The organism is Enhygromyxa salina, from assembly GCF_002994615.1.
Lineage (GTDB): Bacteria > Myxococcota_A > Polyangia > Nannocystales > Nannocystaceae > Plesiocystis > Plesiocystis salina_A.
On record NZ_PVNK01000136.1, the window covers coordinates 73893 to 99818 of the forward strand.

Sequence of the window (25926 nt, forward strand, 5' to 3'; positions counted from 1 at the left end):
ATCGCCGCGCTCGTGTTCGCGAGAAAGTTGACGCCTCGCCCACAGCTGAAACACTCGCGCCGATGGCTCCCTCGCCAGGCAAGCGTTCAGCGCGCAAATCGACCGTGGGCGCGGGTAAATCGAGTAATTCGCGGGCCAAGCCGCCCCCCCTCGTCGACCCCGAGGCGGTCGCCGCGGTCCGCGAGGCGACGACCAAGACCGTTCACGCGTTGACCACGGCCGCGCGCGCCCTCGCCGGAGCGACCGCCGTCAGTGCGAGGTGGCTGTGGCCACGCCTGGCTCGGGCCACCGTGATCTCGGCGGCGGCCCTGGGCCGGGCGCTGAGCTCGAGCGGGGCCTGGCTGTGGACCCGGCGCAGCGGCGTCGCGCGCATCGGGCACCGCGGGTTGTGGTGGGGCGCCCTCGCGATTCTCGTCTTGGTCGGACGCGCGCTGCTGTCCGCCGAGGGTGATCCCGAGCTGGTCGAGGTCGCGTTGCTGTGGTTTGGCGCGGGCCTGTCGATGTCGGTCCTGGTCCTGGTCAGCGCCCCCGAGACACGCATGCGCGTCGCCGCGTTCGCGCTCGCCAGCGGGCACGCGTCGCTGGCGGCCCTGACCTGGGTCGCGGTCGTCAACGCCTGAGGGTTGCGGAGCCCGCCTCAGGTCTGGAGGACGGCGCCGCCCCAGGTCAGCCCGGTCCCGAACGCCGCGAGCGCGACGGTCGTGCCCGGGCCCATGCGCCCGGCCTCGCGGGCCTCGTGGATCGCCACGGGGATCGTCGCCGCGGACATGTTGCCGTAGCGATCGACGATCGAGAACATCTTCTCGACCGGGATCTTCAGGCGCGAGCGGCAGGCCTCCATGATCCGCATGTTGGCCTGATGCGGGATCAGCAGATCGATGTCGTCGGCCTCGAGCCCCGAGTCCTTCAGCGCGGCCTTGCCCGCGGCCGTCATCGCCCGGACCGCGTGGCGAAACACGGCGTTGCCGGTCATCTTCACCGTGTGCATGCCCTCGGCCACGGTCTGCGCGGTCGCGGGCATCCGCGTGCCGCCAGCGGGCAGGTAGAGGATCGGCGCGAGGCCACCGTCGGCGCCCCAGTTCGAGGCGAGCAGCCCGGTGTCTTCCTCGCAGGACTCGATGACCATCGCCCCGGATCCGTCGCCAAACAACACGCAGGTCGTGCGGTCGGTCCAGTCGACGACCTTGCTCATGACCTCGCAGCCGACCACGCCGATGCGCTTGCCCGAGCCCGCCGCGAGCATGCAGGCCGCGACCTCGAGCGCGTACAAAAAGCCCGTGCACCCGGCCGCGATGTCGAAGGCCGGCATCCCGCGGATCCCGAGCTCGTTCTGAATCCAACAGCCCGTCGAGGGAAACACGGTGTCGGCCGACGAGGTCGCGACGACGATCACGTCGAGCTCGCTCGTCTCGAGCTCGGCCTGCTCGCACGCGCTGCGCAGCGCCCTCGCGCCGAGGGTCGCCGACGAGGTCTCGGCGTCGGCGATGTGTCGCTGCTTGATGCCAGTCCGCTCGGTGATCCAGGCGTCTGAGGTGTCGACCATCTGCTCGAGGTCGTGGTTGGTCAGGACCCGCTCGGGGACTGCCATTCCGGTGCCGAGGATCTTGAAGCGCTTCACTAGATCAACCTGCCCTTGGGGGGCGGTATAAACACGGTTCAACTCGCTTGACCAGCGCCGCACACCGCACCTCGACTCACGCCGAAGGTGACGGCGCAGCCACGATCGCGTTCGCGTCGGGTCGCGAAAAATTGTGCGCGGCCACGGTCACGCAGATGCGTCTCTACGGGCGTTTCCCGGCTGCGCGAAGATCGGATCGAGCAACCACTTTCACCGGGGGAACGCACTTCATCTTCTTCGGTGTCTCGACGAAGCAGCAGACAACGCACCAGACAAAGCACCAGCCAGTCCTCGCGAACTGAGTTCATCACGGCAAGCCGCGCGCCCGGGTGACTGCGACACTCGCAGCGGGGACAGTGGGAACAGGCAACATCCCGAGCTTCGGTCTCGCGTTGGCGATCGCAACCAGCTCGTGGATCGACGAGCTGCGCAACATCCACGGCGGCAGCCCGCTGGGATCGCTGGGCCTGCGCGACGGCGACCGGCGGCTGGCGATGTCGCCCTCGCAGGCTGCGGGCAGGCTGCGAGGGCGAGGACGGCTCGAACGCGTGGTGGTCGCGCTCGCCCGACGCGGGCGGCCGATCTCGCCGGTCTACGCGAGCATTTGAGCGCTGCCACAACCAGGGGAGTAGCATCTGGGCCGCGCTCTCGTATGACCCAGGCGCAGCGCCGCGGGTCTCGACGTCCCGGCCCCACCTCACCGACGACACGATGCCCCTCGCCAACGTGCTGTTCTTCGCAACCTTCTTGTCCATGTGGGCGGCGCTCCACGTGTGGGTCGCCCGGCGGCTGGTCCGGCAAGGTCGCGAGTACCCGCCGTGGCTCCGGCGCATGATCTGGGGCGTCCTGGTCGCGCTCGCGGTCGTGCCGATGCTCGGCTTCTTTGGCCGCCGCCTCGACGTCGCCGGCGCCGACACCGACCTCCTCCAGTGGGTCGGCTTCGTGTTCATGGGCCTGTCGTCGCTGCTGATCACCTTCACGATGATCGCCGACACTCCGCGGCTGGTGGCCCAGGGCGGCCTCGCGCTTCGCAAGCGCTGGCACGAGCGCCGGGGCTCGGGCCCGGAAGAGCCGACCGCGACCTCCGACCTGGTCTCGCCCGGGCGCCGCAAGTTCTTCGCCGACGTCGCCAACTACGGCATCGTCGGCGGGGCCACCGGGCTCTCGGCGGTCGGCTTCGTCGAGGCCCGGCGGGTCCCGCGGGTCGTCGAGGTCGACGTCCCGATCACGGATCTCCACCCCGACCTCGACGGCCTGCGCATCGTGCAGCTGACCGACGTCCACGTCGGCCCGACGATCCGCGGGACCTGGCTGCGCAAGGTCGTCGACGCCGTCAACGAGCTCGACCCCGACCTCGTCGCGCTGACCGGCGACTTCGTCGACGGCTTCGTCGCCGATCTCTCACCGGAGCTCGCCGCCCTCGCCGACCTCCGCGCGCGCCACGGCTCGTTCTTCGTGACCGGCAACCACGAGTACTACTGGGACGGCCCGGCCTGGTGCGCGGCGATCAACGCCCTCGGGCCTACGGTCCTCGTCAACGAACACCGCGTCATCGAGCGCGGCGACGCGCGGCTCTTGCTCGCGGGGGTCACCGACCTCGGCGCCGCCCGCCACGAGCCCAGCCACCTCTCGGATCCCGCCCAGGCCAAGGCCGGCGCCCCGGAGCACGACCTCTCGCTGCTGCTCGCCCATCAACCGCGCAGCATCTACGCCGCCGCCAAGGCCGGGTTCGACATCCAGCTCTCGGGCCACACCCACTCGGGCCAGTACTTCCCGATGAGCCTGCTGATCCACTTGATGCAGCCTTACGTGCACGGGCTCGCCCGCCACGAAGACACGATGATCTACGTCAGCGCTGGCACCGGCTACTGGGGCCCCCCCAACCGCGCGGGCTCCCCGGCCGAGATCACCTTGCTGACCCTGCGCGCGGCCAGTCAGCGTCCCCAGTAGTAGCCAAACCACAGCCCGAGCAGCACGGTGTTGCTCATCGGCCGGCCCTTGGCCGCTGGCGTGAACCCGCGCCAACCCAGCTCTGGACCGACGACCCACCCCCCGGGTCGCCGGGGACGCTTGCGCTCGGCCTGGGGGAAGAACTCATAGCGCACGCTGCCCATGAAGCGGGGACCGCCGACCCCGCCGCGCTCCTCGCTTCGGTCGTCGAGGATCAGGCCGGCCCCGAACCCAAACCCCGCGCGAAACGAGAACGGAAAGCGCGGCACGGGGTAAAAGCCGAGCTCGATCAGCAGCCCGCCCTTCGTGAAGAAGGTGTCACGCCCAAAATAGAAGCCGCCGCTCGCGTCGAGACCGATCGTCATCCATGGGTACACGGCCTGGCCGAGGCGCAGCGCCCCTCCGCCGCCCGGCAGCACCGCGCTCTGATCGACCTCGAGGTTGGGCGAGTAGGCCCAGCTGAGCGCGGGCCAGATCGTCATCCCGAGGTAGGTGCCCGAGATCCGCGGGGGCCTCTCGGAGGGGATGTCCTCGGCCTCAGGGTCCGCCGGCGTGCTCGGCTCGGGCTCGGGCTCGGGCTCGGCGGGGCCCTCGACCGCAGACGGCTGCGCCGCCGCGGCCGTGCTCGCGCCCCCGAAGACCAATCCGACGGCCAGCGCGGCCGTTCGGACGACCTGCTGACGACGCGCTTCGCTCGGCGGGCGCACGCCCCGAGCATGGTCCAGCGCGGGCTCCCGGTGCAAGTGCCGAGCACCCGGTGGCACGGTTGCCCCCTCGGCGCGCCTCAGTCATACAAGGCCGGTGCATCACTTCTTGGGAGACTTCGCCGTCGTGCTCGGGGTCGCGGCGATCATCAGCGCGATCTTCCAGCGCCTCGGTCAATCGAGCGTGCTCGGCTACCTGTTCGCGGGCCTCGTCGTCGGCCCCTACATCCCGATCCCGATCTTCGCCGACGGCGAGCGCATCGCCGCGCTGTCGGAGTTCGGCGTGGTCCTGGTCATGTTCGCGGTCGGGCTCGAGTTCAGCATCCGTCGACTCCTGCGCGTGCTCCCGACGGCCGGCTTCACCGGGTTGTTTCAAGTCGGCGCGATGATGGCGGTTGGCTTCGGGCTCGGGCGGGCGCTCGGCTTCGAACTGATCGAGTCCGTGTTCCTCGGCGCCTGCATCGCGATCTCCAGCACGATGGTCGTCGCCAAGGTCTTCGCCGAGCGCCCGCCCGAGCCCCGCGTCCGCGAGCTGGTGTTTGGCGTGCTCGTCGTCCAGGATCTGGCCGCGATCGTGCTGGTCGCGGTCTTGACCGCGGTCGCAACCGGAGCCGGCCTGTCCTCGGACATGCTCGGCTCGACGCTGGCCAACCTGATCGGGCTCCTGGTCGCGCTGACGATCGTCGGGCTGCTCATCGTGCCCCGGCTGGTCCGCTTCATCGCCGATCAGGGCAGCACCGAGACCCTGCTGGTCGGCGCGATCGCGCTGTGCTTCGGGCTCGCGACCTTGGCCGAGCACCTCGGCTACTCGGTCGCGCTCGGGGCCTTCTTGGCCGGGATGCTGGTCGCCGAGGCCGGCCGCACCCACCAGATCGAGGAGCTCGTTCACCCGGTCCGCGACCTGTTCGCGGCGGTGTTCTTCGTCTCGGTCGGGATGTCCGTCGACCCGATCCTCGCGCTCGAGCACCTCGGGCTCTCGGCCCTCGTCGCCGCGATCGTGATCACCGCGCAGTTCGCCACGATCAGCACCGCCGGGATCCTCAGCGGCAACGGCGTCCGCCGCTCGGTTACGGCTGGGCTCGCGCTCGGCCAGATCGGCGAGTTCGCGTTCATCATCGCGGCGATCGGCGCGAGCGCGGGCGTGGTCGGCCCCTTCCTCCAGCCGGTCGTCGTCACGGTCGCGGTGCTCACGGCGTTCACGACCCCGCTGATGGCGCGGGTGTCCGATCGGGTCGCAAACGCAGTCGACCGCACGCTGCCGCGGCCGCTGCAGACCTTCGCCAGCCTGTGCGAGTCATGGTTCGAGGCCGCGCGCAACGCCGCGCCGGCCCCCGGGAGGCGCTCACACCTGCGCAACACCGCGATCGTGATCGCGGTCGACGGCGCGGCGATCACCACGATCTGGGTGCTGGTCGCGCGCTGGCGCGAGGAGCTCGGCGCCTGGATCGGCGCGAGCGTGCCGATCCCACCGGCGTGGCTGGGTCTGGTCGTGATCAGCACCGGGGTGCTGCTGACCCTCCCGCTGGTCATCGCGATGCTGCGCTCGGCCCGTCGGGCGGGTCACCTGCTCGCCGAGCGAGTCATCCCCGCGCGCAAACCCGGCGTCCTCGATCCGGGCCAGGCGCCGCGCCGCGCCTTCGTCGTCGCGCTGCAGTCGATGGTCGTGCTCGCCGTCGGCGTGCCGGTCGTCGTCTTGACAGCTCCCTTCGTCGGCCCGACCTGGGGCCTGCTCGGGCTGGCCATGATCACGGTCGTGCTCTCCGTGCTGTTTTGGCGCTCGGCCACCAACCTCCAAGGCCACGTCCGCGCGGGCGCGGCCGCGCTGGTCGATCTGCTCGAGCGGCAGATGGCCGACGATCAATCCCCGTCGCTGCCAGCCGCCCACGAGCTGCTGCCCGGGCTCGGCTCGACGACCGCGATCGTCGTCCCGAGCGGCGCGTGGGCCAGCGGTCAGACCCTCGCCGAGCTCCACATCCGCGCGCTGACCGGGGCGACGGTCGTCGCAATCTCGCGCGCCGACGGGACCACCTCGATGCCCTCGGGCCACGATCGGATCGAGGCCGGCGAGACCCTCGTGCTCGCCGGAGCCGAGCACGCGGTTGCGACCGCCCGCGAGCTGCTCGAGCGCGACACCGCGCCAGAGTAGGAGCAACGCTCGAAACGAGCCCGTAGGCTCTCACCGCGCCACACCCGCAGCGACACGGCTCGCGCACCCGACAAAACACGATCGAATTGCTGCAAACCCCCCTCTGGCCGGGCCGACACCGCCTACGTGCCGGGCAAACTTCACCAGGGGACCCTCGAGCTGTTCCGGGACGATCCCTGGCTCGCCTTCGATCTTCTCGGTCTCGAGCGGCCCGTAACCGGGACGCCGATCGATCGTCGAGCCGAGGTCGAACGCGACGCGCCCGGCCGGCCGGGGCAGGTCGAGTCCAACTACCCAGACCTCGTCCTGGTCTACGAGGACCCGAGGCGACCGGGCGTCGGGATCGCGATCTGCGTCGAGGCCCAGGGTGACCTCGACCACGGCAAGCGCTGGACCCTCCCCTACTACCAGGCCGCGGTGGCCAAAGATCACCAGCTCCAGACCTGGGTCGTGGTCGTCTCCTACTCCGCGCGCCTGTCCGCGGCGCTCGCAGCGTGGAAGGTCGGCCCGCCTCCGATGGTCGATGTGCTGGTTCTCGACGTCAACACAGTCCCACGGGTCGTCGACCTCGATCAGGCTCGACGGCGCCCGACGGCAGCTGTGCTGGCTGCCGCCTTGCACGGGTGCCAGGGCGACGTCGAGGCTGCAAGGGTTGGGATTCGGGCTACACTCGAGCTGCCGAAAGACAAGCGCGACTCGTACACGGCGACCATCTTGGCGGCGCTGCCGGAGGCTCACAAGGAAATCGTCATGGGAGAATTGAGCGTGGAAGAACAAGAAGAAATCTGGGCGATCGAACGACGCAGCGGGACCTTCTTGCTCGGCCGCCAAGAAGGCCGCCAAGAAGGCCGGCGCACGACCCTCGTCGAGCTGATCCTCGCGGTGCTCGAGGTCCGCAATGTCCCGCTCGCTCCCGACGACGAGGTCCGAATCCGTGGCTGTGAAGACCTCGCAACCCTCGAGCGCTGGGCCCGGCTCGCCCGCGAGGTCGAGCGGGCGTCGGCGCTGTTCACAGACGGCTGAGCCCCTCGTCAGCGGCCCAAGGCAGCTGCGTCGAGACCCCCTCACCTGCGCGGCGGGTGCTGACAGGTGATCTTGTCCTTGGTCACGATCCAGTGCGGCGGCAGCTCGGCCAGCGGCGGCGGGTTGTCGCCACAGCCCGGGTCTTCGCCGTCGGCTCGGTGATCGTAGTCGTTGTCGAACCCGTCACTGCACGAGATCCCCGAGTCACGCGACTCGGGATCGGGGTTGGCCGCCGCCCACCGCTCGGGGATCCCCGCCCACAGCTGTTCGAAGAACTCGTGATACTGGCTCGCGAGCGCCGGGCTCTTGATGAGCAGGGTGTTCTCGTCGTTGTCCCACTCACCGGCCGAGGTCCAGTTCATCGAGCCGGCGATCACGTACTCGCCGTCGATCGCCGCCGACTTCATGTGCATCTTGCCGCCCCAGGCCTCGACCTTGACCGGGATCCCGACCTCGCGCAGGAGCTCGTGCTTGGTGTAGCCGTTCGTGGCCGCGGTCGCGTCGAGGATCACCCGGACCTCGACCCCGCGGAGGTGAGCCTCGATCAGATCCTTGGTGATCGCCTTGTTGGTCAAAAAGAACACCGCGATGTCGATCCGGGTCTTGGCGTTCTTGAGCAGCGGGCGCACGCCCTTGCTGATCGCCTTGTCCTGGGGCGAGAACAGGACCTCGACCTCAGCGTCGCCGACGGTCGTGCGCAGCTCGCCGCTCTTGGGCTTGCGCTGGTGGTGCTTGCCGTCGACCCACATGTTCTCGAACTCGCGCGTGTACCAGCTCGCGACCGTCGGCGAGTCGAGGACCACGACGAGGTTGGCGTTGTAGCCCCCGGTGCCCGAGTCGCTGACGTTGGTCGAGCCCGTCCACAGGTAGCGGCCGTCGACCACGAAGAACTTGTCGTGCATGATCTTGTTGAAGGCCTTGCCCGTGTTGCCGTCGGCGTCGGCGCCAAAGGGCTCGCGGCTGGCGTGGGTCGCGAGCAGGCAGCGGTCACCGAGGTCGTAGGCGAGGCACTGGACGTAGCCCGCGAAGCCCTCCGGGCGCTGACACGGCGGCTCGGCCTCGAAGCGGTTGCTGCGGTCGCTGGCCTTTTGCTCGCGCTCGAGGGCCTGGTCGACCTTGCGATCGTCACGCACCTGACCGAGCGTCGTCGCCACGGCGTCGGTGCTGGTGTAGTAGTTGTCGCCGTCGACGTCACGGTCGACGATCCCGCGGATCTCGACGCCGCGAGCCTTGGCGGCCTTCAACGCGTCGACGATCGCGCTTTGATTGCGCACCCCGTAGACCGCAAAGTCAATGCTCGTCTGCGCGCCCTCGATCAGCTCGAGCAGCGCGGTGCACAGCTCGACCTCGCAGCGATCGGCCGGCCCCGCGCTGGCGCTGGGATCGTGGAGCACGAGGCGGATGCCGCCGTTTGGATCGCCCTCGCTCTCGGGCAGCGGGCGAGCCTGCGCGGGCTCGCTGCGGTCGGGGCTGGTGCTGGTGCCCGACGGGTCGCAGCCAAGCAGCGAAGCGGCGATGACCATGGGCGCGACACGGACCAGGGCGAAGCGAGCCATCGCCAGCATCCTACCAGCACGAGATCTGCGGGGCCGTGATGGGTTCTTCAGGAGCCTGTTAGAGTCGGGCCGTGGAGATCAACAGCAAGGGCGCCCCGGATCCGCGCGAAAATCTGTTCGGCGGGATCGGCACCGTCAAAGTCTGGAACCTCTTGCGGACAAAGGCGCCGCCATTCACCGCCGTCCTCGCGTGCGAGCTCGACCCCGGCGGGCGCGTCGGCCGACACCGCCAGCAGGAATTTCCGGAGATCGTCGTGGGCATCGCGGGGCTCGGCGAGGCGGTCGTCGGCAAGCAGCAGTTCGGCCTCCGGCCCGGGGACGTGGTCTACCTGCCGCAGGGTGAGACCCTCGAGCTCATCAACCACCGCGACGACGAGCCGCTGCAGTACCTGATCATCAAGGCCCGCGACGCGCCCGCGAAGCTAGACCTAGATCAAGCGCTGAATTCAAAGAGCTGAATGATTTAGGCTAGTACGAGCCGCAAGGCGAGCTACAGTGAGCGCGGCCGCTGCTCCTCCGCGCGGCGCATCACGTCGGCGAAGGCCACGCGCCGCTGCGCGCCGAACAGCGCGTGCTTGCTGAGCCGGGCCTTGGTCAGGGCCGGTGAGGGGATCCCGCACAGCAGCTGGGCGAGGGTCCGCGGATGGCCGAGAACCTGCGAGCGTTCGTCACGCAGCGCGAGCGCACGCTGCCACACGGCCTCGTCGATCGGATCGCCGTGGCTCGTCGGCAGCGCGCTCGCCGTGCCCGAGATGCACCACGAGCAGTGGCCGCAGGGATCGTCGAGGGGCTCGGAGAAGTGCGCGCCGAGAGCCGAGACCTGACAGCCGTCGCGCCGGATCAGCGCGAGGACCTGGCCGAGTCGATCGATGTTGTCGCCCTCGCGCTCGATCGCCTGGGCGTGCAATTCGGCCGCGAGCGCGTCGAGATCTTCGGGCGCCCGCACGACCCGATAGCGATGGCGCACGCCCTTCGCGCGCAGCTCGATCATCTCGCGCTCGGCCAACATGTCGAGCACGCGCACGACCCGACCGCGGTCGACGTCGAGTTGCGCGGCGACCTCGGCCGCGTCGATCGAGAACCACACCCGCGCCTTCTTCGAGCGCGAGAGCACCGCGCGAATGAAGGGGCGCTCGCCGTCCGCGAACTGCGCCAGCATCTTCGCCGAGGGCATCAGCGGCTTGAACTCGTAGACCGAGTAAAAGGGCGTGCCGCCGACGAGGTGACCGCGCAGCTCGAGGTAGGTGAGCAGGGTCCGGAGCACCAGCACCCGGACGTCATAGGCCCGCGACAAGGTCGTCAAGGCGACGTCGAACTGCTCGCCCTGCGCGAACAGGTGCGCGATCAGGCCGGCGATCGCGGCGAGGGTTGGGGTGTCGCCGTAGACGAAATTCTCGAGCACGACGAGGTCGTCGACGCAGGCCAGGATCTCGCAGGTCGAGGGCGCGCCGTCACGCCCGGCGCGACCGATCTCCTGCGAGTAGTTCTCCAGGCTCTTGGGTAGGTTGTAATGGTAGACGTAGCGAATGTTGGCCTTGTCGATGCCCATCCCGAACGCGATCGTCGCAACCACCACGCCGTCGTCCGACGCCGTAAACCAGTCCTGAGTCGAGGCCCGAGCCTCGGCGGCCATGCCTGCGTGGTAGGGCTTGGCGTCGATCCCTGCCCGCGCGAGCGTCTCCGCGACCTCCTCGGCGGTCCGCTGCAAGGTGACGTAGACGATCGCCGGTCCGCGCGGGCGGTCACGAAAGCGAGCCACGAGGGCCGCATCGCGCTCGACCGCCGACACGGGCGTGGTCACGAGCGTGAGGTTGGCGCGATAAAAGGGCGTACGCACCGCGCACCCGCGCTCGATGTTCAGCGACCGACAGATGTCGTCGAGCACGGGCTCGGTCGCGGTCGCGGTCAGGGCCAAGATCCGCTCGGCGCCGAGATCTCGCGCGAACATGGCCAGCTTGAGATAGTCCGGCCGAAAGTTGTGGCCCCACTCCGAGATGCAGTGGGCCTCGTCGACCGCGAACAAGGACACGCGGACGTCTTGCAGGGTCTGACGAAAGCGCTCGTTGTTGAAGCGCTCGGGAGCGACATAGAGCAGGCGCGCGGTCCCATCGCGGACCTCGTCCATCACGGCCTTGTAGGCGTCGAAGCTCAGCGTGAAGTCGAGGTTGTGGGCCACGATGCCCCGGGCCGAGAGCGCGCCGATCTGGTCTTTCATCAACGCGATCAGTGGCGAGACCACCAGGGTCAAACCCGGAAGCAGGGTCGCGGGCAGCTGGTAACAAAGCGACTTCCCCGCGCCAGTCGCGAATACGGCCGCCGACGAGCGCCCAGCCAGCAAGTGTTCGATCACCTCGCGCTGCCCCGGCTTGAACGCGTCGAAGCCGAACTGCTGGTGGAGGGCGGCGCGGAGATCCGTGGGAGAGGTCATCGAGTTGGCGGCGCCACTTGCGCGCATCTGACGCAGGGGCAGTGCGCGCCAAACTACATGGCTACACAAAGGCAAGCAACGCCGCCCGACATGGCCCCGTTGTGCCCTACAATGTTACGGGGCATCGCGCCGAACGAACCTGTATGAATGACGCCGCCCAACGCCGGGACGATGAGCTCGTGGTCCCGATCCGCAACGAGTCGGATCTCAACCATGCGCGCATGGTCACGCGCGAGACCTGCAAGCTCGTCAACGTCCGCGGCTACCAGGCCCAGAAGATCGTGACCACGGTCAGCGAGCTCGCCCGCAACATCGCGCGCTACGCAAGCGGGGGGCGGGTCCGCTTTCGTGTCGACGCGACCGAGGAGCACATCATCATCGTCGCCGAAGATGACGGCCCCGGGATCTCCAACCTCGACGAGATCCTGGCCGGCGACTACCGCAGCCGGACGGGCCTCGGCCGCGGGCTGCTCGGCTCGCGCGAGCTCGCCGATCACTTCCACATCGAGACCTCAGCCGCCGGCACGATCGTGACGACCGCGTTTCGCTATGGGGGACGCAAGACATGGACGACATCAACTACGTGACCTGCATCCCCCTGTGGGATTGCCTGCTCGTGCCCCTGCACGGCGACGTCAGCGACACCCACGCAGATCAGCTCGTGACCGAGGTCCTCGAGCGCATCCAAAAAGATGAGAGCTTCGGCGTGCTCGTCGATCTCTCGGGGGTCTGGACCCTCGACAGTCACCTGTGCGCCACGCTCGCCCGCCTCGCGCTCGCGGCTCGGATGATGGGGGCCAAGACCGTGCTCTCGGGTATGAAGCCCGAGATCGCCATGACCCTCGAGGCCATGGGCATCGAGCTGCGCGGGATCGAGACCGTGGCCACGCTCGAGGACGCCCTCGGTTCGATGGGGATCACCCGAGTTCGGCGAGGCCCCGACCAAGACGACGACCTGCTCAGCCAAGACCTGTTCGGCGTCCGCGAGCGCGAGCGCGAGCTTGGAGGTCCACGGTGATGGATGACGCGAGAGGCACGATCGCAACCTTGCGCGCCGAGAACGAGCGCCTCGCGGCCGCCCTGAGCGAGGCCGAGACCCGCAGCGCGCTGGTCCTCGAGGCGACCAACGACGGGGTCTGGGACTGGGATCTCACCACCGACCAGACCGTCTTCTCGAGCCGCTGGGCGGGCATCCTCGGCTACGAGCAAGACGAGATCGCCAGCAACGCCGCGGCCTTCTTCGAGCTCATCCACGAACACGATCGACCCAAGGTCCAGGCCGCCGTCGAGGCCCACCTCGAGCGGCGCGAGCCCTACCTGGTCGAGTTCAGGATGCGGGCCCGCAACGGCAGCTGGCGCGAGATCCAGGCCCGCGGTCAGGGCGTATGGGACGACGAGGGCAAGCCCGTGCGCATGGCCGGCGTCCACACCGACATCACCGAGCGACGCCAACAGGAGCGCGAGCGGCTCCGCAACGAGGAGCTGATCGAGATCCAAAACGCGACGATCCGGGCGCTCGGCGTGCCGATCCTCCAGGTCTGGAAGGGCATCTTGTGCGTGCCGATCATCGGCGCCGTCGACGACGAGCGCGCGACCGACATGACCGCCGTGCTGCTCGAGCGCGTGGCCGCCAGCGCGACCCGCTTCGCTATTCTCGATCTGACCGGCGCCGAGTTTCGCAGCGAGACCGTGCAGTACCTCGCCCGCATGATCCGCTCGCTCCGCCTGATCGGGGCCCAGGGAGTGTTTTGTGGGATCAGCCCCAAGACCGCGAAGGTCCTCGTCGACATGGATCTCGACATCTTTGAGGTCCCAAGCTACCGAGATCTCGGCGACGCGCTCCGGGCCTGCCTGGCGGTCTTGACCACAGCACCCTAACCGGCCTCGCCCCTGCGGCCGCCTCGGAGGGGAGCGAAGCGAGTCCGCGCAGCGGCAGTGCGTGGCAGAGTTGCGGACGGCCGGGAAGTCTTTAGGTCGAGTCTTCAAGGGGCCTTTCAAACAGGCCCCTCGCTGCGGCGGCGAAGCCCCCTCCGCTGACCCCAAACGCTCGCCTCTCGGCGAGTACGAGCCCTAAATCACTAGCTTTTTCAATTCAGCGCTCGATTTGGGTCGAGTAGCTGACGTGGATCACCGTTGCGTCGTCGCGGTCGTGCGAGTGCTCGGCGATCAGCTGCTGGCACAGCAGGTCGGGGTCGAGCGAGCCGAGCTGCCGCAGCGGGGCGCAGCGCTCGATGCCGTCGGTGAACAGCAAGACCCGTCCGGTCCCGCTGAGCTCGAGCTCGGTCGAGCGCATGCGCGGGACCCGATGGCCGAGGACCCCGTTGGCGGGCACGTAGGGCAGCGCCGGTCCGACCAGGGTCCGCAGCTCGACGTTGCCGACGCCGCCGAGGCTGACCCTGCCGGCCTCGAAGCGCAGCAGCGCGGCCGCGGCCCCGCGCGAATGCACGAGCCGCGTGTGCAGGCGACGCAGGCCCGCGTCGATTGACAGCTCGGCCTCGAACGCGCCAGCCTCGTCGAGCGCGAGCTCGGCCGCGTCGGCGGCCAGCGGCCCATGCCCGAGAGCGTCGACGAGCAGGACCCAGGTCACCCCGTCGACCCTGCGCACGAAGCCAGCGTCACCGCTGCGAGTCTCGCCGACCCGTGGGCGGCCATGAATTCGTGCGTCGATCTCCACCTTGTCGCTGCCCTTCGAGCTCCGAGCTCGGAGCTCAGGGATCACTATCACTGGGCTCGACCAAAAAGAAGTCGATCCAGGTCTCGAGGTGGTCGACCTCGACGTCCTTGGCCAAAGTGGTGAACACGATCGAGCTGCCCTCGATCGCCAGCGCGTCGTAGTTGATCGTGGTCCCGAGGTTGCCCGCCACGCCATCGCGGAAGGTGCTGACCACGTCCTGGTTGTCCTCGACGAGCTGGCTCTCCTGGGCCGCGACGGCCCCGGCCCCCTGACCACCGAGGACCGCGACCTCGCCCGCGGTCAGGACCACCCCCTCGCCCTCGACGAGGTCGACGTCGAGGTCCATGGTCGCGAGGGCATAGCCGCAGTAGCCGTCGGCGAAGCGCCAGACCTTGAACTGGGTGGTCATGAACTCCTGGCCCCCGGGCGCGCCGACGATGTGCTCGAGGGTCACGCCGTAGTTGCCGTCCTCGTCGGGCACACCGTCCTCGTCGTAGATCCGCGGGATCTCGCCCTCGTCCATCAGGCGATCGACCATCGACTCGAACAGCGCGATGTCGAAGTCGACGACCATCGGCACGCCCATCGGCATCTCGCCGTCGATCTCGAGCCCCCCGCCGGGCGGCAGCGCGAGGTTGCTCTGCATGGCCAGGACCATCGTGTCTTGCTCCGGGAACACGAGCAGCTTGCGCGCGAGCAGGCGAACGTCGCCCTCGCCGATCTCCCACGAGTCGAGGGTCAGGAGCTCGGTCGCCCCGTAGCTCTCGCGGATCTTCTCCTCCATGAACAACCCGAGCGCCTCGACGAGGGCCGGGTGCTCTTCGGTCTCGAGCCCAAACGCGTTGAGGTACAGCTCTTGAACGCGCAGCCGCGAGTAGTCGGCGACCAGCACCGTCGAGGTCTCGCCCTTGGGCTCGAGCTCCATCGGAATGCGGAACTTCACGCTCCCGACCCCCGCGCCCTGGGGCTCGTCGTCGAGCCCGTACATCACGCAGCTGAAGTCGAACGAGTACTGCACGCAGGTCGGGCAGCCCTCGAGCGACTCGAGCTCGATGACCGGCGCGCTGGTGGCCTCGAACTTCAGGGTCCCCGGGCCCGTGTACCAGACGAAGGGCAGCTCGCCCGTGAACGGCACGTCCTGGCCGACCACGCCCTCGAGCAGCGTGTTGACGCCGGCCTCGGAGAACTTGATCGCCACGGGGTAGGGCTCGCCCTGGGGGATCGGGACCAGGAGCTCCGAGGTCCGAGCGACCTCGGCCCGAAACTCCGACTCCTGATACTCGCAGTCGAAGTAGATGTCCTCGCCCCGGCATCCGCCGGTCGCGGCGAGCATGCCGAGCACGGCTCCGAGGGCCGCGCCGCCGGCCAACCTTCGCGTTCCAGGCCCGATGCGGGGAGAGCGGGCGCGACCAAGCCAAGCACGGAGCATGCCTGCATTTTGGCGGCCTCCGCCGGCCAAGACAAGCAAACGCTGACCGCAAAGGCTCGCCACGCTCCCCCACCCTGGAGTGGATCTGTGCGCTGCCAGTGCTCACTCGTACCCCATGACATGAATGTCGTGGTCAATTCGCGCAGGCCTCGAGGGCCCGACTCTCAGGTCGTCGTGAGGTCCAAATACTGCTACCTTGGCCCACGTAGGCATGGCTCCCATGACCAAACACTCTGTCTTGGTGCCCGCGGTCCTGGCTGTGATCGTCGGCGCCGGGGGCCTCAGCGGCTGCTTCGACTCCGACGAGCTGCGCAGCAGCAACGACGGCACCACCGGTGACGGCGGCGAGACCGTAGCGATCTACAGCGACGAGTCCGACGAGGGCGGCGACGACAACTGGACCGCCGAGGACACGGGCCCGGCCGAGACCACCTGCCGCGACGCGATCGAGTGCCTGATCACCTGCCAGACGATCATGCTCTTCAATCCCCAGCCCGAGCCCGATCTGAGCTGCTTCCTCGAGTGCGACAAGGGCCTGACCACCGAGGAAGCCTACAAGCTCATCAAGCTGGCGGAGTGTATCGGTAACAAGTGCGCCGACGAGGGCGCATGTGGGCCCGACGCGTCGGACCAAGACTGTCTGACCTGCATCGCAGGCAACGGCAACGATCCGGAGCCGGAAGGCTGCATCGAAGAAGCCGAAGCCTGCGAGTGATCTCTCCCTCACGCGTGACTCCATCCCCCTTTGCGAGCCCGCTCACTCGATGACAACCCCTGCGCGCCTGCTATCGCTCATTCCTTTCGGACTCTCGGCCCTCTTGCTGGCGGCGCCCTCGGCCCGCGCGGGTGAGCCCGAGGCCGAGCCCAGCGCCGCGGCGTCCGACGACGCGGGCGCCGAGGCCTCGCTCGCCGCCGATCTCGACGGCCCGACCACGGCGACCAACAAAGACGCGCTGCCGTGGAAGCTGCGCGTCGGCGTCGTCGCCGAGACCCGCGAGATGAAGCGCCGGGACGTCCCGTGGATCAAGCGCTGGGCGCCCGAGCGGATGATGGCCGAGATCGGCCTGTTCGGCGGGATGTTCTTCCCCGCGCAAAACCACGACTTCTACGATCCGGCCAGCGGCCACAAGCCGCTGTGGGTCGTCAACGGCGAGGCCGGCCTCCGCGCGGCCTTCTTCCCCGAGCGCTACATCGGCGTCGAGGTCGAGGGCGCCGCGATCCCAGCCAAGGTCCGCACGAGCACCAACGACCTCGCGCCGCTGTGGACCGCGCGCGGCCACGTCATCGCGCAGCTGCCGTGGTGGAACGTCGCGCCCTTCGTGCTCGTCGGCGCCGGCGCCATGGGCGTGTCGTCCAACCCGATCATCCTCGGCAGCGACGTCGACCCCGCCATCCACTGGGGCGGCGGCGTCAAGCTCTACCTCCACCGCTACGTCGCGCTGCGCTTCGAGGGCCGCCACGTGCTGGCCGCCAAGCAGGCCACGCAAAATTCGTTCACCAGCCACGCCGAGTTCCTCGCCGGCCTCAGCTTCACGCTCGGCCGGGCCAAGCCCCTCAAAGAGCCGCCGCCCGACCCCGACCGCGACAAGGACGGCTTCCTCAACGAGCGCGACGACTGCCCCGACACCCCCGGCGTCTCGCCCGACGGCTGCCCCCCGCGCGACACCGACGAGGACGGCTTCGTCGACACCGAAGACGCGTGCCCCTACGAGGCCGGCGTCGAGCCCGACGGCTGCCCGATCCGCGACAAGGACGGCGACGGGATCCCCGACAAGGTCGACAAGTGCGTCGACCGGCCCGAGACCGACAACGGCTTCGAGGACGAGGACGGCTGCCCCGACGAGATCCCCGAAGACGTCCGCGAGTTCAGCGGCATCATCGAGGGCATCGAGTTCGAGACCGACTCCGTCGAGATCCGCGAAGACACCAAGCCGGTCCTCGACCGCGCGATCAAGGTGCTCAAGGACTACCCGGACATCCGGATCGAGATCGTCGGCCACACCGACAACGAGGGCACCGCCGAGTACAACGAAGAGCTGTCCAAGAACCGGGCCGAGAGCGTCAAGCAGTACCTCGTCGACGGCGGCGTCGGCGAAGACAGGCTCGAGACCCGCGGCGCCGGCCAGTCCGATCCAATCGCGAGCAACGAGACCGAGGAAGGCCGGGCCAAGAACCGGCGGACCGAGTTCAAGATCATCAAGGTCAAGCGGGCCAAGTAGGAGCAGCGTCATGCGAGCCCTGACCGTGGGTCTGTCCCGGGTGCTGGCGGGCGCCGTGGCCTGCGTGACGCTGGTGACCGGCTGCAAGAGTCACCGCAGCGAAGATCAGCAGGCCACGACGGGCCAGCGCGCGCGCGAGCCCGCCCCGCCCGACGACTCACCTGGCGCCCTCGCCAGCGAGTCGTGCACCTACGCGATGGCCGTGCTCGACCGCCTCGACGTCTACCGCGGCGTCGAGTGGCCCCTCGAGCCGAGCAAGATCCGCGAGATCCTGACCCGGACCAAAGGTGAGGCCAACCTGCTCGACTGGCTCGCCGACAGCGACCGCGCGCTCGGGCGCGTGTCCGAGGGCGAGCCCACCGACCTCATGTGGGCCAACGAGCTCCTCGCTCATCTGGCCGAGCGGGACCAAGCCAGCCTCCGCGCCGACCTCACGCGCATCGTCACGCGGCTGCGCGCCGTCACGCTGCTCGAGATGCGTCGCCTCCTCGCCGAGGTCGCCGACGAGCGCGCGACCGGGCCCGAGGCCCTGGCCCGGTGGGACGAGGCCCACTGCCTGTGGAGCGGCGGCCTGCGCAAGCTCGCGACCCGCGCCGACGCCCTCCCGGCCCGCGGCGGCGAGGGCTGGGAGGCCAGCATCGCCGAGGCTTTCGCCAACGGCCGCGCAGCGCTCGACGATCCGGCCAAGGCCAGCGCCGAGGTCAAGGCCGCCAAGCAGCAGATCGAGAAGGGCATGTACGCCGTCTTTTATCGGCTGATCCTCGCCGAGGCCGAGTCCAGGACCGCGCTCGGAGCAGCCGAGGCCCGCGAGCTCGTCGACGCCCTCGAAGATCGCCTCGCCGATCGCAACGGCCCGGGGCTCGCGCGCATCCGCGCCCAGCTCGACGCGGCGCCCGCCGACATCGACGCGACCCAGATCGAGCGCGAGCTCGCGGTCGCGTTCACCAAGCGCGCGCGCAAGTACTGCGACAAGGCCGTGAGCTCCGCCGAGCTCGCGACCCCCGACGCGATCGCCGAGACCTGGGAGGGTGTCATCTACACCCAGGTCATCCTCCCGAGCATGCGCGAGGCCCTCAGCCCCGAGGGCTTCGACGCCGATGCCTACAGCGCGGACTGGCAAGGTTACCTCGAGGCGGTCACGGCCGGCGACGCCCAGACCGCCGCCGAGATCTCGGCCCGCCTCATCGAGTGGAACTGCGCCTACCAGGACCGGCTCGGCCTGAGCGAGTGCAGCTCGTCGACCAACGAGATCGAATAGGCGCTTTGGAGGCGCTGCGAGGCGGGTACAATCCGCCCGTGCCCGATCGGCCGATCCGCAAGCTCCTGTGCGCCAACCGTGGTGAGATCGCCATTCGCGTGTTCCGAGCCGCGACCGAGCTCGGGATCCGCACCGTCGCGATCTTCAGCCGTGAGGACCGCGTCCACCTCCATCGCTACAAGGCCGACGAGGGCTACCTGATCGGCGAGGGCAAGACCCCCGTCGCCGCCTACCTCGACATCGAGGGCATCATCGAGCTCGCCCGCCAGAGCCAGGTCGACGCGATCCACCCGGGCTACGGCTTCCTGTCCGAGCGGGCCGACTTCGCCCGGGCCTGCGAGGCCGCCGGGATCCGCTTCGTCGGGCCCTCGCCGGACGTGATCGAGGTCCTCGGCGACAAGACCCGCGCCCGCGCGCTGGCGATCGCGGCCGGCGTCCCGGTCGTCCCCGGCAGCGACGGGCCGATCGAGGATCTCGCCGCGGCCGAGGCCTTCGTCGAGGCCCACGGCCTGCCGGTCATCATCAAGGCCGCGATGGGCGGCGGCGGCCGGGGCATGCGAGTGGTCCGCGAGCGCGCCGAGCTCGGCTCGGCCTTCGAGCGCGCGCGGTCCGAGGCCGAGTCGGCGTTCGGCGACGGGACCGTGTTCATCGAGCGCTTCGTCGAGCGCCCGCGCCACATCGAGGTCCAGATCCTCGCCGACGCTCGCGGCGACGTCATCCACCTGTTCGAGCGCGACTGCTCGGTCCAGCGCCGCCACCAGAAGGTCGTCGAGGTCGCGCCCGCCGTCCACCTCGACCCCGACCTGCGCGAGGCCGTGCTCCGCGACGCGGTCACGCTCGCGCGCCACACGGGCTACCGCAACGCCGGGACCGTCGAGTTCCTCGTCGACGCGCAGGGCCGCCACTACTTCATCGAGGTCAACCCTCGCATCCAGGTCGAGCACACCGTCACCGAGCAGGTCACCCTCGTCGATCTCGTCCAGGCCCAGGTCCGCATCGCTGGCGGCGCGACCCTGGCCGAGCTCGGCCTGAGCCAAGACGCGATCGCAACCCGCGGCTTCGCGATCCAGTGCCGGGTCACGACCGAAGACCCCCTCAACGGCTTTCAGCCCGACACCGGTCGGATCGAGGCCTACCGCTCGGCCGCGGGCATGGGCATCCGGATCGACGGCGGCTCGGGCTACGCAGGCGCCCGCGTCTCACCCCACTACGACTCGCTGCTCGCCAAGGTCACCGCCCACTCGCTGAGCTTCGGCTCGGCGACCGCCAAGCTCCATCGCGCGCTGGCCGAGTTTCGGATCCGCGGGGTCAAGACCAACATCCCCTTCCTTCAGAACGTCCTGCGCCACCCGACCTTCCTCTCGGGCGACGCGCGGACCGACTTCATCGACAGCGCGCCCGAGCTGTTCACCTTCCCGCGTCGGCGCAACCGCGCCCAGCGAGCGCTGCGCTTCCTCGGCGAGGTCGCGGTCAACGGGCCCACGGTCGCGCCCGCGTCCGACGCCAAGCCCGGGCCCGATCCCGAGCTGCCCGCCGAGCTCGCCCGGATCGACACCCCGCCGCCCGAGGGCTGGCGCAGGATCCTGCTCGAGCAGGGGCCCAAGGCCTTCGCCAAGGCCGTGCGCGCGCACCAGGGCCTGCTGCTGATGGACACGACCTGGCGCGACGCTCACCAGAGCCTGCTCGCGACGCGCGTGCGCACCCGCGAGCTCGCGGCCGCGGCCCCGGCCACCGCCCACGTCCTGCGCCGCTGCTTCTCGCTCGAGATGTGGGGCGGCGCGACCTTCGACGTCGCGCTTCGCTTCTTGCGCGAGTGCCCCTGGGATCGGCTCGAGCGGCTCCGCGCGCTGGTCCCCAACATCCCGTTTCAGATGCTGCTGCGGGGCGCGAACGCGGTCGGCTACACCAACTACCCCGACAACGTCGTCCGCCGCTTCGTCGAGCTCGCGCGGCGCTCGGGCGTCGACGTGTTCCGGATCTTCGACTGCCTCAACTACATCCCCAACCTCGAGCTCGGCATCGACGCGGTCGGCAGCGCGGGCGGGGTGATCGAGGCCGCGATCTGCTACACGGGCGACGTCAGCTCGACCGAGCGGACCAAGTACTCGCTGCAGTACTACGTCGACCTCGCCGGGCAGCTGCAGGATCGCGGCGTCCACGTGCTCTCGATCAAGGACATGGCCGGCCTGCTCAAGCCCGGCGCCGCTCGGCTCCTGATCCGAACCCTGCGCGAGGCCTTCCCCTACCTGCCGATCCACGTCCACACCCACGACACGGCCGGGACCGGCGTGGCCTCGATGCTCGCCTGCGCCGAGGCCGGAGCCGACGTCGTCGACGTCGCCCTCGACGCCATGGCTGGCCTGACCTCGCAGCCCGCGATGGGGGCGATCGTCGCCGCGCTGGCCGGGACCGAGCGCGACACCGGCCTCGAGCTCGGGGGTATTTCGCCGCTCAACAGCTATTGGGAGCAAGTCCGCGGCCTCTATGCTCCGTTCGAGTCGGGCCTCAAGAGCGGCAGCGCCGACGTCTACATGCACGAGATGCCCGGCGGGCAGTACACCAACTTGCAGTTCCAGGCCCGCGCGCTCGGCCTCGCGCGGCGCTGGGAGGCGATCAAGCGGGCCTACGCCGCCGCCAACCGCCTGCTCGGCGACGTCATCAAGGTCACCCCGAGCTCGAAGGTCGTCGGCGACCTCGCCCAGTTCATGGTCCAAAACGATCTTGACGAGCAGCTCGTGCGCGAGCGGGCCGAGACCCTCTCGTTCCCGCGCTCGGTCGTCGAGTTCTTCCAGGGCTACCTCGGCGTGCCCCACGGCGGGTTCCCGGAGCCCCTGCGCTCCAAGGTCGTCCGCGGCCTCCCGGTCATTGAAGGCCGGCCCGGCGCGACGCTCCCGGCCCTCGACCTCGACCTCCTCCAGCGCCAGCTCGAGACCAAGTGGGGCGCCTACGTCCGCGACGTCGACGTGGTCTCGGCCGCCCTCTACCCGGCGGTCTTCGACGAATACATGGCCTTCCGCCGCGATTACAGCGACGTCTCGCTCCTGCCCACGCGCAACTTCATCGCCCCGATGCGCCTCGGCGAAGAGATCAACTTCGAGATCGAGCGCGGCAAGCTGCTGATCGTCAAGCTGACCGCGATCGGCGACGTCCGCGACGACGGCCAGCGCGAGGTCTTCTTCGAGCTCAACGGCCAGCCCCGCTCGATCCTCGTGCCCGACGCCTCGGTCGCCCACGAGACCGTGACCCGCGAGCGGGCCAAGCCCGACGAGCCCGGGTCCGTCGGCGCGCCGATGCCCGGGGTCGTGATCGAGCTCCGGGCCGAGGCTGGCCAGCAGGTTGCGACTGGCGACGCGCTGGTCGTGCTCTCGGCCATGAAGATGGAGACCGTGGTCGGAGCCCCGGTCGCCGGGACCTTGAAGCGCCTCGCGGTCGGGGTCGGAGACTCGCTGATCGCCGGCGACCTCCTGGTCGAGATCGACGTCGACGTCGGCGACGCGCTGGCATAGTTGCGCGCCACGGTGGAGCGAGTCGAGTGGCTGTAGGGTCGCCAACAGGCGATCCGCCCCGCCCGCTCGACCGGTTCTACCGCGGCCTCGACGGCTTCTCGATCCCCATGGCCGACGCCCGCCGGGTCCACCAGTCCTTGGGGTCGGCCATCTACGGTGAGCTGCTGCCGAGCGCCGCGCTCGAGCTGTTCGCGCGGCTCGAGCTCCACGCTGACGATCACTTCGTGGACCTCGGCTCGGGCACGGGCAAGATCGTGCTGCTCGCGGGCGCCCCTGGTGCCCGGTCCCCGATCAGTCGCTCAAGATCAGGATCAGCGAGGTCGCCAGCGTCGCCGACTCGCCCTCGCCGTAGATCACGCGCAGATCGTAGCTCGTGTTCGGATCGGGCTGATCGACGATCACGATCGGGTTGCTGTCGGGCTCATGGTCCGCGAAGGTCTCGCCGCTGTTCGCGTCGATGACCTCGAGGTCGACGTTGAACGAGTCCTCGTGGGAGACGGCCCCGAACACCGCCGACTTGCTCCCGAGCGTGATCCCCCGCTGGCGGATCGCCTCACCCGGATAGAGGATCGTGCCCTGCACGGCCCAGTCGCTCTCGTGGAAGACCAGCCCGTTGGGGAAGCCGAGGTCCTGGACCTTGGCCGAGGCGAACGCGCCCGAGTCGAGCAAGCGCTGGAACACCTTCTGGAGGATCTCGGCCTCGATCCGGAGGCCGCCGTCCTGCATGACCACGATCGCGCCGAACTCCTCGTCCTGTCCGACGACCGCGAGCTGAACCCGGTAGTTGTCGGTCGTCGGGACCGTGAAGCTGACCGTCGGGTTGGCGTCGGGGTCGGTGTCGGCGGCGATCACGTTGCCGCTCGAGTCGGTGATCTGAATGTCGATGTTGGCCCCGGTCGCGCTCGCGCCGATGACCGCGTAGGTCATGCCAGCCTCGAAGGGCCGGCTAAAGTGCTGGGGGTGGTCGGGCCGCAAGAAGCCCGCGACGACCGTGCTGCCCTTGTCGTCGAAGCCGAACTTGGTCGTGTTGTCGATCCGCGAGGCGGTCACGAGCAGCTGCTGCAAGGCGGCGGCCATGAACGAGCCCGGCCGCCAGGCGTTCTCGTCGACGTGGAGCGTGAGATCGGAGGCGACCTGACGCTCGCCCTCGGCCGGCGTCCGTGGGCTCGCGTCCGCGGCGACCCGGGCCGACTCGGGCTGCTCGGGCTCCACGGCCCGCGCGGGGCTGCCGTCGTCCCAGTGGCGCGAGGCCAGCGGCATCATCAGGACCTGCAGCGGGGTGAAGCAGTCGTTGAGCGCGGCCTGGTCATCCATGCACGAGTCGAGGTCGCCCATCTGCGTGCTCTCGCCCGAGCCGCGGCCAGCGGCCACGCCGACCCCCGCGCCCGTGGTCGTCTCTTCCGCCCTGAGCCCGCCCTCGATCTGTTTCTCCTCGGAGAAGTTGAACGCGCCGACGCTGAGCGTGGTCACGTAGTGGGTCGCGCGCTCGCAGTCGGGATCGTCCTTGGGGATCCTGAAGTCGCTGACCAGCTCCCACGAGCCCACCGTCACGTAGTTGAACTCGAGCGCCTTGCCGTTCTTCACGTAGCCAGCGAAGCGCGCGTAGTTGACCGGGACCTTGGCCTGTAGCTCCTGGAAGGAGCGGATGTACATGCTCTCGACCCGGCGGCCCTTGGACAGGTCCCACACGTAGGTCGCGTCGATCGGGCAGTTGATCCAGTCGAGCTCGTTGGGCCGCTCGACGTCGTAGCGGACCAGGAACACGTTACGGTGCATCTCGACCGTGTTGTTGATGTGGTGGAGCTCGCTCTCCTCGAAGCCGAACAGGTTGATCGTCGGGTGGTTGTCGGCGACGAGCACGAGGACCTTGTCCTTGCCCGCGCAGCCGCCGAGCAAGGCGAGGACGACGAACAGCACGGTGCAGCGAAGGGCATCGAGGGTGGCGCGCATGTTCGCGGAGTCTATCAGCGCTGGGGGCGGCTAGAACGGGTGCGGTCGGGTCGCATTCGCGCGCGCTCAATACCGCGCACCGAACCTTCACGCCCCCTCAGAGGCACGCCAGGCCCTTTGCGTGGCTGACCCAGGCCGTGTCGGCTGCCGCGAATCGCCACGGACGATCGCGGTCGGCCGGCGCGGCGAAGTCGATACCCACGCGCGACCCCGCGAGCACGCGCCGCGGCGCGTCGCCGGGCAGCAGGCTCAGACCGCCAGAGCGGTGGAGCGGGTGCCCGGACCAGCTGGTGTCGAGCTCGAGCGCGGCGCCGACCTTGCCCGGCCCCGCCAGCAGCTCGACGCCCGACTTGCCACCCCGACGCCGACGAATCTCGTCGAGCCCCGCGACCGGCTCACACGCCCGGATCAACACCGCCGACGCCTGCCCGGGCTCACCCGCCGAGACGTTGAGCATGTTGTGGACGCCGTAGCACAGGTACACGTAGGCCCGACCGCCGGGCCCCCACATCGCGGCGTTGCGTTCGGTCCGACCAAAGCGCGCGTGGCTGGCCGTGTCTTCGGGGCCGGCGTAGGCCTCGACCTCGGTGATCGCCAGGACGACCGGCCCACGCTTGATCCGACAGCCGAGCAGCGCGGGCGCGAGCTCGTCGACGGGGACGCGAAAGAAGGACTGCGGCAAGGGCGGCACGGCGGGCGCAGTATCCCACCGACGGAGAAACTTCCTAGCAGCCCGGGGTGCAATGCCTCGCGCCGCCTCGCTTGGCCTTTTCGCCGAGAGCTTTGTCGCCAAAACTTGCAGTACGCCCGGTACAGCGGCGTTTTGGCTTCGAGCCCTCGGCGAACATTCCGGCGCGAGGCGACACGATGCATTGCACCCCGGGCTGCTAGCAGGCTGCTGAAGAACCCAGCGCGGCTCGGAGTGACTCCGAAGGCCGCGGGTTCGAATCCCGTCACGCCCCCTCGATCACCGGTCAGCGTCACAGCGATCTGGTCCACCCACGTCGGATGGCCTGCACAGGGCGCGCAGGCCACGACCAACACGGCGCCGCCCTCGCCGGTCATGCTGGTGATGCTGGTGATGCTGGTGATGCTGGTGATGCTGGCCCTGCGTGCGCAGCAACAGCAGGCCGCGCCGCCAACTCAGCCACGGTACGCCAGTACGCCAGTACGCCGATGGGCCTGCGTCAGAAGCTCGACATCACCGACGTCAAGCTCGACATCGAGTATTTCGGGACCAACGTGAAGGTGATGATGGAGGTCGAGAAGAAGCGACTGTTCCACTTCGACAAGAATCAGGACAAGAATCAGGACAAGAATCAGGAATTCGTGTTCGCGCTCGACCGCCTGCACGCCAACACTGGCAGATCGCGATCAACAAGCTGATGAGCTGAGCGTCGCTCGCGATCACAACTGAGCGTCGATCTGTGCGGGCCAACCCGCGCAGACTGGCCTGAGACTTGCG

General features: G+C 69.3%; 22 protein-coding genes. 14 read left to right on the forward strand and 8 right to left on the reverse strand.

What is annotated here, in order from left to right:
* The first annotated feature begins 62 nt into the window (after positions 1 to 62).
* Positions 63 to 620: a hypothetical protein gene (locus ENSA5_RS13895; protein ID WP_146155677.1), complete on the forward strand. Its 558-nt coding sequence runs from the start codon at positions 63 to 65 to the stop codon at positions 618 to 620.
* A 17-nt stretch (positions 621 to 637) separates the two neighbouring features.
* On the opposite strand, the gene ENSA5_RS13900 is transcribed toward ENSA5_RS13895, so the two are convergent.
* Complete coding sequence (locus tag ENSA5_RS13900; RefSeq protein ID WP_258182843.1) at positions 638 to 1618, reverse strand: beta-ketoacyl-ACP synthase III; 981 nt, start codon at positions 1616 to 1618, stop codon at positions 638 to 640.
* A gap of 356 nt (positions 1619 to 1974) precedes the next feature.
* On the opposite strand from ENSA5_RS13900, the gene ENSA5_RS13905 reads away from it, so the two are divergent.
* Positions 1975 to 2226: a hypothetical protein gene (locus ENSA5_RS13905; protein ID WP_146155678.1), complete on the forward strand. Its 252-nt coding sequence runs from the start codon at positions 1975 to 1977 to the stop codon at positions 2224 to 2226.
* Between the two features lie 103 nt (positions 2227 to 2329).
* The gene (locus ENSA5_RS13910) at positions 2330 to 3568 is read left to right on the forward strand and encodes a metallophosphoesterase (RefSeq protein ID WP_106392135.1); all 1239 of its coding nucleotides are present in this window, start codon (positions 2330 to 2332) and stop codon (positions 3566 to 3568) included.
* On the opposite strand, the gene ENSA5_RS13915 is transcribed toward ENSA5_RS13910, so the two are convergent.
* On the reverse strand, positions 3553 to 4275 hold the full coding sequence (locus ENSA5_RS13915; RefSeq protein ID WP_106392136.1) for a hypothetical protein: 723 nt from the start codon (positions 4273 to 4275) through the stop codon (positions 3553 to 3555). The two genes, ENSA5_RS13910 and ENSA5_RS13915, sit on opposite strands and share 16 nt — an antisense overlap.
* 94 nt (positions 4276 to 4369) lie before the next feature.
* Between ENSA5_RS13915 and ENSA5_RS13920 the strand changes: the two genes are divergently transcribed.
* The gene (locus ENSA5_RS13920) at positions 4370 to 6418 is read left to right on the forward strand and encodes a monovalent cation:proton antiporter family protein (protein WP_106392137.1); all 2049 of its coding nucleotides are present in this window, start codon (positions 4370 to 4372) and stop codon (positions 6416 to 6418) included.
* 126 nt (positions 6419 to 6544) lie between these two features.
* Positions 6545 to 7441, forward strand: a complete 897-nt coding sequence (locus ENSA5_RS13925; protein ID WP_106392138.1) for a hypothetical protein — start codon at positions 6545 to 6547, stop codon at positions 7439 to 7441.
* A 41-nt stretch (positions 7442 to 7482) separates the two neighbouring features.
* On the opposite strand, the gene ENSA5_RS13930 is transcribed toward ENSA5_RS13925, so the two are convergent.
* Positions 7483 to 8997 carry a phospholipase D-like domain-containing protein gene (locus tag ENSA5_RS13930; RefSeq protein ID WP_181197740.1) on the reverse strand — a complete coding sequence of 505 codons (1515 nt, stop codon included), beginning with the start codon at positions 8995 to 8997 and terminating at the stop codon, positions 7483 to 7485.
* A 71-nt stretch (positions 8998 to 9068) separates the two neighbouring features.
* Between ENSA5_RS13930 and ENSA5_RS13935 the strand changes: the two genes are divergently transcribed.
* A complete protein-coding gene (locus ENSA5_RS13935) occupies positions 9069 to 9455 on the forward strand; it encodes a cupin domain-containing protein (protein ID WP_106392140.1) in 387 nt (128 codons plus the stop codon).
* Positions 9456 to 9487: 32 nt separating this feature from the next.
* Here ENSA5_RS13935 and ENSA5_RS13940 read toward each other — a convergent pair whose 3' ends face one another.
* Positions 9488 to 11425, reverse strand: a complete 1938-nt coding sequence (locus tag ENSA5_RS13940; protein WP_106392172.1) for a RecQ family ATP-dependent DNA helicase — start codon at positions 11423 to 11425, stop codon at positions 9488 to 9490.
* A 143-nt stretch (positions 11426 to 11568) separates the two neighbouring features.
* Here ENSA5_RS13940 and ENSA5_RS13945 point away from each other — a divergent pair, with 143 nt between their 5' ends.
* Genes ENSA5_RS13945 through ENSA5_RS13955 form a run of 3 tightly spaced genes read left to right on the forward strand, consistent with a single transcriptional unit; the run spans position 11569 to position 13303 of the window.
* Positions 11569 to 12012 carry an ATP-binding protein gene (locus tag ENSA5_RS13945; RefSeq protein ID WP_106392141.1) on the forward strand — a complete coding sequence of 148 codons (444 nt, stop codon included), beginning with the start codon at positions 11569 to 11571 and terminating at the stop codon, positions 12010 to 12012.
* Positions 11991 to 12443, forward strand: coding sequence for an STAS domain-containing protein (locus ENSA5_RS13950; protein WP_106392142.1), 453 nt, complete (start codon positions 11991 to 11993; stop codon positions 12441 to 12443). The genes ENSA5_RS13945 and ENSA5_RS13950 overlap by 22 nt, the downstream gene beginning before the upstream one ends.
* Positions 12443 to 13303: a PAS domain-containing protein gene (locus ENSA5_RS13955; RefSeq protein WP_106392143.1), complete on the forward strand. Its 861-nt coding sequence runs from the start codon at positions 12443 to 12445 to the stop codon at positions 13301 to 13303. The genes ENSA5_RS13950 and ENSA5_RS13955 overlap by 1 nt, the downstream gene beginning before the upstream one ends.
* Positions 13304 to 13517: 214 nt before the next feature.
* On the opposite strand, the gene ENSA5_RS13960 is transcribed toward ENSA5_RS13955, so the two are convergent.
* Positions 13518 to 14144: a phosphoserine phosphatase gene (locus ENSA5_RS13960; protein ID WP_106392144.1), complete on the reverse strand. Its 627-nt coding sequence runs from the start codon at positions 14142 to 14144 to the stop codon at positions 13518 to 13520.
* The gene (locus ENSA5_RS13965) at positions 14134 to 15528 is read right to left on the reverse strand and encodes a hypothetical protein (RefSeq protein ID WP_181197741.1); all 1395 of its coding nucleotides are present in this window, start codon (positions 15526 to 15528) and stop codon (positions 14134 to 14136) included. The genes ENSA5_RS13960 and ENSA5_RS13965 overlap by 11 nt, the downstream gene beginning before the upstream one ends.
* A gap of 220 nt (positions 15529 to 15748) precedes the next feature.
* Here ENSA5_RS13965 and ENSA5_RS13970 point away from each other — a divergent pair, with 220 nt between their 5' ends.
* From ENSA5_RS13970 to pyc, 4 genes are all read left to right on the forward strand, one after another.
* A complete protein-coding gene (locus ENSA5_RS13970; protein ID WP_146155681.1) occupies positions 15749 to 16243 on the forward strand; it encodes a hypothetical protein in 495 nt (164 codons plus the stop codon).
* 103 nt (positions 16244 to 16346) lie between these two features.
* Positions 16347 to 17747: an OmpA family protein gene (locus ENSA5_RS13975; RefSeq protein ID WP_106392147.1), complete on the forward strand. Its 1401-nt coding sequence runs from the start codon at positions 16347 to 16349 to the stop codon at positions 17745 to 17747.
* A gap of 10 nt (positions 17748 to 17757) precedes the next feature.
* Positions 17758 to 19005 (forward strand): hypothetical protein, encoded by a 1248-nt coding sequence (locus tag ENSA5_RS13980; protein WP_146155682.1) that lies wholly within the window; start codon positions 17758 to 17760, stop codon positions 19003 to 19005.
* Between the two features lie 38 nt (positions 19006 to 19043).
* Positions 19044 to 22511 carry a pyruvate carboxylase gene (gene pyc / locus ENSA5_RS13985; RefSeq protein WP_106392173.1) on the forward strand — a complete coding sequence of 1156 codons (3468 nt, stop codon included), beginning with the start codon at positions 19044 to 19046 and terminating at the stop codon, positions 22509 to 22511.
* Between the two features lie 291 nt (positions 22512 to 22802).
* Here the strand turns inward: pyc and ENSA5_RS39180 are convergent, their stop codons facing one another.
* Entirely contained in the window at positions 22803 to 24461 is a 1659-nt protein-coding gene (locus tag ENSA5_RS39180) for a hypothetical protein (protein WP_258182844.1), read from the reverse strand.
* Positions 24462 to 24558: 97 nt separating this feature from the next.
* Positions 24559 to 25152, reverse strand: coding sequence for a DNA-3-methyladenine glycosylase (locus tag ENSA5_RS13995; protein WP_106392149.1), 594 nt, complete (start codon positions 25150 to 25152; stop codon positions 24559 to 24561).
* A 317-nt stretch (positions 25153 to 25469) separates the two neighbouring features.
* On the opposite strand from ENSA5_RS13995, the gene ENSA5_RS37655 reads away from it, so the two are divergent.
* The gene (locus ENSA5_RS37655) at positions 25470 to 25847 is read left to right on the forward strand and encodes a hypothetical protein (protein WP_181197742.1); all 378 of its coding nucleotides are present in this window, start codon (positions 25470 to 25472) and stop codon (positions 25845 to 25847) included.
* Positions 25848 to 25926 lie beyond the last annotated feature (79 nt).